7 protein-coding genes are annotated in these 11,064 nt (G+C 32.9%); 4 read left to right on the forward strand and 3 right to left on the reverse strand.

The window, feature by feature from the left end; genetic code table 11:
- Positions 1-2 precede the first annotated feature (2 nt).
- The gene (locus BVC87_RS06850) at positions 3-539 is read right to left on the reverse strand and encodes a DUF1599 domain-containing protein (RefSeq protein WP_075341620.1); all 537 of its coding nucleotides are present in this window, start codon (positions 537-539) and stop codon (positions 3-5) included.
- A 101-nt stretch (positions 540-640) separates the two neighbouring features.
- Here BVC87_RS06850 and folP point away from each other — a divergent pair, with 101 nt between their 5' ends.
- From folP to BVC87_RS06865, 3 genes are all read left to right on the forward strand, one after another.
- On the forward strand, positions 641-1,465 hold the full coding sequence (gene folP / locus BVC87_RS06855) for a dihydropteroate synthase (RefSeq protein ID WP_075341621.1): 825 nt from the start codon (positions 641-643) through the stop codon (positions 1,463-1,465).
- A gap of 8 nt (positions 1,466-1,473) precedes the next feature.
- Positions 1,474-2,034, forward strand: a complete 561-nt coding sequence (locus BVC87_RS06860; RefSeq protein WP_075341622.1) for a hypothetical protein — start codon at positions 1,474-1,476, stop codon at positions 2,032-2,034.
- A gap of 116 nt (positions 2,035-2,150) precedes the next feature.
- On the forward strand, positions 2,151-2,759 hold the full coding sequence (locus tag BVC87_RS06865) for an ExbD/TolR family protein (RefSeq protein ID WP_075341623.1): 609 nt from the start codon (positions 2,151-2,153) through the stop codon (positions 2,757-2,759).
- A gap of 84 nt (positions 2,760-2,843) precedes the next feature.
- Here BVC87_RS06865 and BVC87_RS06870 read toward each other — a convergent pair whose 3' ends face one another.
- Complete coding sequence (locus BVC87_RS06870; RefSeq protein ID WP_075341624.1) at positions 2,844-3,044, reverse strand: hypothetical protein; 201 nt, start codon at positions 3,042-3,044, stop codon at positions 2,844-2,846.
- A 170-nt stretch (positions 3,045-3,214) separates the two neighbouring features.
- Between BVC87_RS06870 and cdaA the strand changes: the two genes are divergently transcribed.
- Positions 3,215-3,994, forward strand: coding sequence for a diadenylate cyclase CdaA (gene cdaA, locus BVC87_RS06875; RefSeq protein WP_075341625.1), 780 nt, complete (start codon positions 3,215-3,217; stop codon positions 3,992-3,994).
- 90 nt (positions 3,995-4,084) lie between these two features.
- On the opposite strand, the gene BVC87_RS06880 is transcribed toward cdaA, so the two are convergent.
- The gene (locus tag BVC87_RS06880) at positions 4,085-11,053 is read right to left on the reverse strand and encodes a PKD domain-containing protein (RefSeq protein WP_075341626.1); all 6,969 of its coding nucleotides are present in this window, start codon (positions 11,051-11,053) and stop codon (positions 4,085-4,087) included.
- Positions 11,054-11,064 lie beyond the last annotated feature (11 nt).

An 11,064-nucleotide genomic window follows, 5' to 3' on the forward strand; every position in this document is an offset into this window, starting at 1 on the left:
TTTTATTCACTCAGATGAATCATAGCAAATATTGAATAATTTATCATATCCTGATAATTTGCATCGATTCCTTCCGAGACTAATGTCTTTCCTTTATTATCTTCTATTTGTTTTACACGTAATAGCTTTTGTAAAATTAAATCTGTTAATGAAGACACCCTCATATCTCTCCAAGCTTCACCATAATCGTGATTCTTATTCTCCATTAATTCCTTAGTTAATTTTACGTATTTATCATATAAAACTGTTGCTTCTTCAGTAGTTAAATCAGGCTGATCTACAATTCCTAAATCTAACTGAATTAGCGCCATGATAGAATAGTTGATAATTCCGATAAATTCAGATTTCTCTCCTTCATCTACCTTTCTTACATCATTTTCTTGTAACTGGCGAATACGTTGCGCCTTTATGAAAATTTGATCGGTTAGCGATGGTAATCTTAAAATTCTCCAAGCGCTACCGTAGTCTGTCATTTTATTTATAAATAGTGTTCGGCATTCAGCAATAACCGAATCGTATTGTTCTGAGGTGTTGTGCATTTATATGTATTCAGAAAAAACTACGTAAAAATAGCAAATCAATTAAGTTTTCAGTTATTTTTACACAGAAATTTATACCAACAACCTTCAATAAGGTATCAATGACAATTAATTGCAAAGGAACTCTAATTGATTTATCTACCCCAAAAGTAATGGGTATTTTAAATATTACCCCAGATTCTTTTTTTGATGGCGGGAAATACAAGAACGATACAGACATTCTAAATCAGACTGAAAAAATGCTTTCTGAAGGTGCTACTTTTATTGATATTGGCGCCTATTCATCTAGACCTGGAGCACAGCATATTTCTGAAGATGAAGAATTACGTAGAGTTATTCCTATTGTTGAATTACTAGTTCAAAAATTTCCTGATATAATTATTTCTATAGATACGTTTAGAAGTACAATTGCTAAAGAAACTGTTCAAGCTGGCGCAGCTATAATTAATGATATTTCTGGTGGCAATATGGATAAAAAAATGTTTGAAACTGTAGCTCAACTTCAAGTTCCTTACATTTTAATGCATATGCAAGGGACTCCTCAGAATATGCAACAAAAACCCACATATACAAACATTATTACTGAGCTCATCTCATTTTTTGCTGAAAAAATCTTCCAATTACGCCAATTGCGATTAAATGATGTTATTATTGATGTAGGTTTTGGTTTTGGAAAAACTATAGCTCATAATTATGAGTTATTACAAAAACTTTCTTTGTTCAAAAATCTGGATGTACCTGTTCTTACCGGGGTTTCTAGAAAATCAATGTTATACAAATTGTTAGAAAGTTCTCCTAAAGAAGCATTAAATGCAACTACAGTCGCTAACACTATTGCTTTATTAAACGGAACACAAATCCTTAGAGTTCATGATGTAAAAGAAGCTGTAGAAGCAATAAAAATCACCAACATGGTAAAACAATAAGTTTTAAAATGGGCAAGAAAAAGATTAAAAGAAGATTCTATATTTTTAGCTTTCTCTTATTAATCTTTCTATGTAAAGGTCCTATTTATAGATACCTTATTAATTACACTATAATTGACTCTAGAAAGAACAACTTTTTAACAAACCAAAAATTAATTTTAGAAATAGAAGAATTCACTAATAATGAATCTTTAGATATTGACGAGATTATACGAATATCAAATTCTTTTACTGCCAAAAAACTAGCTTTTACCTTCTCTAAAGCTCCTAAAAATGCTAATAAATTTGTTGATCACAAAAAAGCAAATTGTATTGGTTATGCTGCATTATTTAATGCTGTTGGAAACTATCTGTTAGCAAAGAACAACTTAACTGATTCTTATGAATTTAACCATCTAGTAGGTCAGCTTCACCTTTTCAGTATAAACATTCATCTAATTATTAATCATCCTTTTTTTAAAGACCATGATTTCAATGCTATTAAAAATCTAAAAACACAAGAAATTATATATGTAGACCCAAGTTTATACGATTATTTAGGTATTAAATGGGTCTCTTCAAGGCAGTAGTTTATCACCCTATTTTTACTACATCAAGAATACTCGGCATCATTCTTGATTACTTTTTTCCAAACCAAAAATTGCAGGTAACCAAACCAATTATTAATTATTAAAACTACTTAATCATGAAAAGAAAACGTCTTTCAGAAATTAATGCCGGCTCTATGGCAGACATCGCATTTTTATTACTCATCTTTTTTCTTGTAACGACCACTATGGATATAGATAAAGGTATTTTTAGGAAAATGGCTCAAAAGGATGAAAATCCGAGTACATTAGAACTTAATAATAGAAATGTTTTGGAAATCAACATTAATCGAAATAATGAAATTTTGGTTGGAGACGACCTAATTAGCATTAAAGAATTAAGCGCTATTACACAAAATTTTATTGATAATGGTGGCGGAAAAGATACTAAGGGTAATGTGTGTGATTGGTGTAAAGGACAGAAAAAAAATAATCTATCTGATCATCCAACTAAAGCTTTAATTACGATTACTGCTGATAGGAACGCTAAATATGAAACTTATGTTGCAGTACTCGATCGTGTACATTATGCTTATACTAAGCTACGAAACACATTGGCATTACAGTTATACAGAAAAACATATGTAGAACTTGAAGAAAAATTTAAAAAAACTAGATCTAATCAGATTTTAGAAAAAGTAAAATTGATTCGTAGTAAATACCCCATGTTAATTGGAGATATTGAAACTACAATGGCTAGTAAATAAATTTAAATCACTTAACTCATTTATACTATAAACCTAGTTACATCTCTGTAACTAGGTTTTAATTTTCTCACAAATTTAAATACATTAAAATGCGCAAACACCTGAGATAAAAAATGGATCTCCATCTAAATCTATAGTAATTCCACAACCTCTACTACAGGGAGGACAATCACGATCCGAATCACATTGAAGTAATTGTGGTTGACACCCAAAAAAGCCTCCTTGAATATTCTTCTGCTCGTTTTTAGAAATCACTTTGCCTAAGTTCAAAATTTGTTTTTTCATAATAGTAAGGTTTAATTAAAAATTATAATAGTTACTTCAAAATACAAAATTCTAACTTAGCATGTACTTTCTCATCTATATACTATCACATTATTAGTTTCTTTATCTGTTATGATAACTAAATTAAACAACTAAATAATTAGTATTTTTACCCAAATACTAATTTCTAAATGTTAGATTTTTTAAATTTTTCTTTTTTAGATGTACTCGATATCATTTTAGTTGCGGTATTACTATACTACACTTATAAGTTATTGAAGGGTACTGTAGCTATTAATATTGTAATTGGTATTACACTTATTTTTTTAATATGGAAAGCTACGCAAGCCTTACATATGGAAATGTTAAGTGGTATTTTAGGATACTTATTATCAGGTGGGGTTATTGCCTTAATTATCGTTTTCCAACAAGAAATACGAAAGTTTCTACTCATGATTGGAACTAACAATTTTACTAATAAAAGAGGTTTTTTAAATCAATTAAAATTTTTACAATCTGAGATCAATACAGATACGGACACAGATACTATAATCAAATCATGTAAAAAATTATCTGTTTCTAAAACTGGAGCTTTGCTTGTTATAGAGCGAACTAATAAACTCGATTTTTTAGTGACTACTGGTGATCAAATGAATGCACAAATTAATGATGCCATTATCCAAAGTATTTTTTATAAAAATAGCCCTTTACATGATGGCGCTACCATTATCAGAGATAATTATATTATTGCAACACGTGTAATTTTACCTGTGTCTGAAAATACTAAAATACCTGCCAGATTTGGTTTACGTCATAGAGCTGCTATAGGTATTTCAGAAAGAACAGATGCTGTTTGTATAATAGTTTCTGAAGAAACAGGAGAAATTTCTTATATCAAAGATGGAGGATTTGTACTTCATAAAAATTTAGAAGAATTATCTGATAAGTTAAAACAGGATTTATCTAACTAACATAAAGTTTGTTTGAGATTTATATTTACTAAAAAATAAAGCCGATACTGTATAAATTAGTACCGGCTTAACACATACATATCACCTACATCATTCAATCATTATCTTCTTTGTTTCTAGAATTCCGGTTACTGTATTTCTAACTTCTAAAACATATAAACCTTGAGGTAAATTATACACAGGAATTTGCAACTTTTGTTCATTCATAAAACTTTGAATTAACACTTGTTGATTATTCATATCTATAATGCGAATAATTCCACTTTGATTTATACTATTTGATTTTTCTCCTTTAGATTGTAAAGAAACAGTAACGAATTCCGAAGCTGGGTTAGGAACTACAGAAACAGTAACTGCACTATCTGTCTTTGAAGTTGTAGTTTCACAATTTGGTTTTACAGAAGAGCTACTGAAGTAAATTGTAAATCCTTTTGTTTTAGACACTAACACAAAATTACTTCCATCCAAAGTTACCCAGTACTCTCCATCTAATTTTGGAATCCCTGAATTAGTAATACTAATACTTGGTTGAGCTTGGTTAAAGTTTTGAGTTATCTTAGGTAAGAAATCTATCCACCAACTTGGTGTTCCATTATTGGTATTCATAGAAAATTGCCATAATCCATTATTATTTAAATCCCAATTAATACCGAAATTTCTAACCATACTTAAATCTGGACCATTACCTAAAACAAAAATATGCTCAAACGAAGTGTTCATAGATGGTAATGCTGAACTTGATGGCGTATTAAAACTACATCCTGAAACTGGACCTCCTGAAGTATCTGAAACAGTAATTGTTATTGTTTGTGTATCTTCTAAACTTCCATCATTTACTGTTAGTGTTGCAGTATAGGCACCTGGAGTAGTATAATTATGTGAAACTGATATACCAGTACTGCTATTACTATCTCCAAAATCCCACGAATATGTTAATACATCGCCATCTGGATCAGAAGAACCTGACGCATCAAATTGAACTGTGAGTGGACTTTCACCAGAGTTAACATCTGTAGTAAAGTCTGCTATTGGTGCTCTATTTACCACTTCTTCGGTAACTGTAATGGTTTTTGTAGCTGTAGCTTGATCTGTTCCATCACTTACAGTAAGTGTGGCTACATAATTTCCTGCTTGTTGGTATTGATGAGAAGTTATTTCTGCATTACCAGTTGTTCCATCACCAAAATCCCAAGAATACGTTAATGCATCACCATCTGGATCAGAAGAACTTGATGCATCAAATTGAACTGTAAGTGGACTTAGACCTGAACTTACATCTACAGTAAACTCTGCAACAGGCACTCTATTCACTACTTCTTCTGTAACTGTGATAGTTCTCATAGCTGTAGCTTGATCAGTTCCATCATTTACAGTAAGTGTTACAATGTAACTACCTACTTGTTGGTATTCATAAGAGATTATTTTTCCATCACCAGTTGTTCCGTCTCCAAAATCCCAAGTATACGTTAATGTATCTCCATCTGGATCAGAAGAACCTGACGCATCAAACTGAACTGTTAGTGGACGTACACCTGAAGAAACGTTTGAGATAAATTCAGCTGTTGGCGCCCTGTTTCCAGTAATAGACCCATCAGGTTCTATACCCCAAACTAATTTACCTTTATGATATAATGTTACCATTATATGGGGCTTTAAAGATGTTTTACCTGAATCATAAGAAAAATCATTTACCTGATTATGTGATTGAAAACCTGCATGATGTAACCTGGTTTGTATAACTCCAGATTTACCTTTCGCTTTTATAGTTCCTGAAGTACTAGAGAACCCTAATTCTAAATAATTTTCTGATCCTAAAGTACCATATTGACCTGTAACTCCTTTTGGCTGTGCATAATCTATATTAAACGCCATAGATGCAGTATGTTCAGGAGTGAACCAGTACCTAATTTTAAAATCTTGCAATGCAACATCTGCTTCTGCATCGCTTACGATTTGGAATACCGGTTTTAATTCTACCGAAACTGGTCCAGAGCTATTATCTCTATATTCCACACTAAAATCAGTATCTGGTAAATTTGTTAAACGTTTGTCTACCGTTACAGATATTTCACTAAATGTTCCAGTAAGTGTACCATCTGCTTCTGCTAAAGCTAGCTTTATTGTATGCTTTCCTTCAGATAAACCTACTACAGAAATTGGAGCTACAGTAAAAATATCATCTTTAGCTACATCGTCTAAGAAATACTTAATATGTCGTCCTCCTGGAGTAATATCCCAAAGTATGGTAGAAAATTCTATAGAAAAGTCAGGACCGACCAATCCACCATCAGTTGGAGATTCAATAATTACAGTTGGATCTTCTGGAATAGGATCTTTGGTTACCATAACGGTAATAGTATCACTGAGCTCGGTTGGTGAATTATCACTACGTTCCATTTGTAATGTTAATTCATGTGGACCTTCAGATAAATTGGTTAAATCCTCGTGCATTCCTTCTTTAGTTATTAGTCCTCTATCTTGACCATCAATTCTATAACGTAATTGGAATTGCTGCGATGGTAAATCCCATCCTTCAGTTTCAAATTTGATAGAAATAGGCGCATTAACTAATTGACCATTAGTTGGTGAAGTAAAATATACATCTGGCAATGGGCCAATTGGCGTGTCTGCATCTCCACCATGTAATGTCCATAACACAGCAGCATCAAACATTTTTAATCCTTGCTCAGTTAATAAATGCATAAATTGATCTCTTAACGGAAATGCTGTTCTTCTAGATGGAATAGCAATACTTGCTTCATAACCAAACAATATTGGTTGTATTCCTGCTTTTGCTATTATTATAGCTTCATCAGAAGGATTTCCAAAAGGTAAACTTTGTGTAATTCCATATAAAGCTGTTTTCGTACCTGCAGCAGCAGCCATTGGATGATTTGGAGTCGTAATTGTTACTTGATCAAACCCTTCACTAGTAATTCCAAATCCAGTATTTAAAGCTCCAGAAGTCATTCTTAATTTATTATACATGAAAGGGTTCCATGTTAATAAGGGTACCCGAGCTCCTTCCAAATCATTACCTAATTCTCTTGGATCTACTGTTGAAGAAATTAGAACTAAATCGAAAGGATTTGCCGATTGTGGACTTGTAGTTTCTTCATCAGAAAACAAAGTAATGGTAAAACCTAGTTTTTGTTCTAATCTTGATTTTATACGTTGATCTTCGCTTGAAAGATTCAATTTATCACCAACCACAAACATCACATTTATGGTATTTTTAAACATTACTGATGATTCTGGTGTAATGGAAGCTGTTTTTCCTCCGTTATAAAACACCTTTGCTGTAACCGTATAATTTTTCCAAATAATAGGCTGCCAAGCACTTTCAAAAGGTGCAGTACTTGCTGTACTTACTAAATCATTATCTACGTAATATTCTATTTTAGTAATTCCTGTAATATCGGTATTCACTGATAATTTTACTGGATCTGAAGTATCTATTTGTGATCCATTTACTGGAGAAGCCACCTCTAATATTTGCGTATCAGTCGTATTTAACTCCTCTCCATCAATTTGATTTATATAAGCGACTAATTGATCTATTTGAGTATTACTTAAGGTAGAAATAGCTCCGTGAGCATCTCCAACATTTCTAGTTGTCAACACTTCTTTTATTGTTTTTGCTGAACCATCATGTAAATACGGTGCCGTAGCCCAAACATCTTTTAATGTAGGAACGTCTAACCCTAGTAATGGTTTTTCTAAACGATTTCCACTAGTAGTCTCTACAGTTCCAACATCGTGCATTTTTCCTGAAGGACTGTCTGTAAATTGTTCTCCGCTATGACAAGACGCACATTTTAAATCTCCAAAAATTGCTTTCCCTGCTATTCCATCTGCTGTTAATGCTCCATTTTTATTTTTATACGGACTTGGTTCAAATTCATCTAATGATTTAATATATGCTGTTAACGCATCTAAATCAGGCGATTTTCCTGCTTTTTTATCTCCAAGAGTTAATGCAGTTGTTCCTTCATTAAAATCAGCAGTACTCATAAACCCTTTTCCTTTAAAATGATTACGAATGTCATTTTCAAAATCTTGGATTTCATCAAAGTTTGCACTCCAATGTACTCTACCATGTGCTGTTCCTGCTCTACCTACTAAAGAAATAGTATTTCTCAATCCTTCTCCTCTATCGGTAAAATCCCAAGTTCTTCCATCTTGAGTTCCATCTAAATGACAACTTGCGCAACTCACATATCCGTCAGTACCCATTTTAAGGTTAGCAGCATCGTAAAAAATTTGTTTTCCTTTCAATACTTGAGCTGAAAGTCCCTCAGTGGTTACCGTATTTACTGTTCTGATATTATCTAATACAGTAGTTCCAGAATTCACCATCTCTGCAGCATCTAAAACAGTTACCGATCTATCCATAAAATTCTTTACAAATAATCGGTTTGTACTTTTATCAAATGCTAGACCTTGTGGTGATTTCCCAACATCCTTCTTTAAAATTTCAATTCCTGTTTTTGGATCTACTACTACAATTCTATTATTACCTTGCATAGTAATGAACAAATAGTTTCCTGTAGGACTGAATAAAGCAGAAGAAGGTTGACCATGATTATCAATATCTAATCGGTTATTCAACTCTTCTTTACTCGTAGTTAAATTAATTGGTGAAATAGCTGTACGAACACTATTATCAAAAGTCAAAGGTTTTCCATCTCTAGCTAATCCTCTTACTATATTATCTTTTTTAGCTACAGACCATGCTGATTTATTATTAGGATGAATACTTATTCCTGATACATAATTTGGTAATCCTCGAGCTGCATTTCCATTATCTACTGTAAAATTATCTAAAGCTAATGCTATTGTTTTTTGACTTTGTGTATTCAAATTAATTTCCCAAACCTGACCTTCTTCATCTGGAGAAATAAATCGAGTTACTAACAATTTAGCCCCATCACCTGTTATTGCTAATGCTCTAGGTGTATCCCCTACTGTTAAGGTATTTACTACACTACCTGTATTTGGATTTATTTCAATAATTTCACCTGAACCAAATGCGGACATAAATGCACGGGTTTGGTCTGGAGTAAATACAATTCCATAAGGTCGTGATCCACGGTCTAGGCTTATAATTTTTTGAACAATTCCTTGATCATTTAACACATATAATTCATCTGAATCTCTACAAGTGACCCATGCATTTCCTCCACTATCTAAAGCTACACTTATTGGATCTTTTCCTACACTTACTTCTTTAAGTATTGTAAAAGTATCTGCATTGATAAGTGTTACTGAATTATTATCAGGATTTACAGACCAAACAATTCTATTTGCTTCATCTACAATAATTGGTCCTGATTGGGTTGGAGCTGTACTCGGCAATTGTTCTGACACTACAATAGCCTGAGAAGCTACTGCAAAGCCTCCGTTATTATCAGATACTTGTACCTGAATTGTGTAATTTCCTGCTTCTGTGTATGTATGATCTATAATTTCAGTAGTCCATGTAGTCTTTGGAGAACCGTCACCAAAATCCCAACGATAACGTAATGCATCACCATCTGGATCTGTTGCATTAGCTGTTAAAGTAACTTTATTACCTGTAGTTATGGGAGAAGGAATACTTAGATCAACACCCGTAACTTCTGGAGATTGATTTGATGAGTTTCCTCCTGTTGTGAAATAAAACGTATACTCTTCCATTCCATTACCTACAGCATCTTTAATACCATCTTCTACAAACTTTACTTCATAAGTAGTATTAGGTGTTAATTTTTCTTTTGGTGCATAATTTATAACTTGATATGAAGTAGTGGTCACATCTCCTTTAATCAAATCTCCTCCTAGAGGACGCACCTGAATAGTTTGATCATTTAAGGTAAGATCATCTAAAGTTTCATTAATTACAAATCCAATAGTAGATGTGATTGGCTGATTAATAGCTCCTGATTTAGGAAAATGATGACCAACTGAAGGACCTTTAGTATCTAAACCGTCTTGATGTGCAAAAATTGATGTTTTATCATCTCCACTAGCTACTAAAATATGTCCAATAGGCATCCATTGATTATCAATAAACTGTAAGGTTTCATCACTTGATGGAGGAAAAAATTCATGATCTATTTCCATAGTTTCAAAGTTGAATTTCACACCTCTATCAAATCGTCCTGAAAATCCAAACTCATCTTGAAAAATCATATAACGTCCTAATGTGATCTGATCTGAATGCAAGCTAAACCCTCGTTTTACATTGGTAGGGTCACTAATATCAAAACCTACTAATGCATCTGGACCTTGGTTACCACTCATAAATACTAAATAGTTTCTCCATAATTGGATCCCTGTACTATATTGTTCATGAGGAATATCTCCTCCAAAAGCTCCTAAAAACTTGATATTGCTTGGATCTCCAAAATCAAACACTTTTATATCTCCTGTTTGTGGTGCATAGAACACATAATTCCCTACACGTACTACTACATCTGGTACAGATGCACTAACTGGAATATCATCTACTTGTTCACCAGAACGCATATCGAAAACCCTACTTCCAACTATAGTATGCGGAAAAGTTTCAAGATTATCATAATTGGCTTGTCCGTCTTGTACTGTGTATAAGATATCTGAGCTAGTTACTGGTTTTCGATCTAACATATTGGATAGATCTAAATATTTATAGCCCGTTCCTTGAAGTTCAGGAACTGAATATTCGCGATAAAATAAATCGCCTTCTAATTTCCACCATCGGTGTCCGTTATTTGCATCATCACTAAATTCTACTCTTCTGGGTGCTGTGGGGTTAGAGACATCCCAGACTCCTGTTCCTGCTTGGCCATTAATCATTAAGTAATTTCTGTGATAGGTATTGATTCTATCTCCTTCAGGAAAATTTGCTAAAAATGTTCCTTTAGGCCAAGTTTGTTTAGTCATTTCTGGTCCTTTTGTTCCATCATAACCAGCAAGTGCAGATTTGACGGCCAATCCGAATGAAATGAAAATAATAATGACATACCAAATGGGGTTTTTAATTCTCTGGCGAATTTTTAAAACACTCCATTTGTGTGTTTTTTGTTTAGGTTTCATGTTAAGTTTAT

Origin of the sequence: Tenacibaculum agarivorans (assembly GCF_001936575.1) — a bacterium.
Classification (GTDB): Bacteria; Bacteroidota; Bacteroidia; order Flavobacteriales; family Flavobacteriaceae; genus Polaribacter; species Polaribacter agarivorans.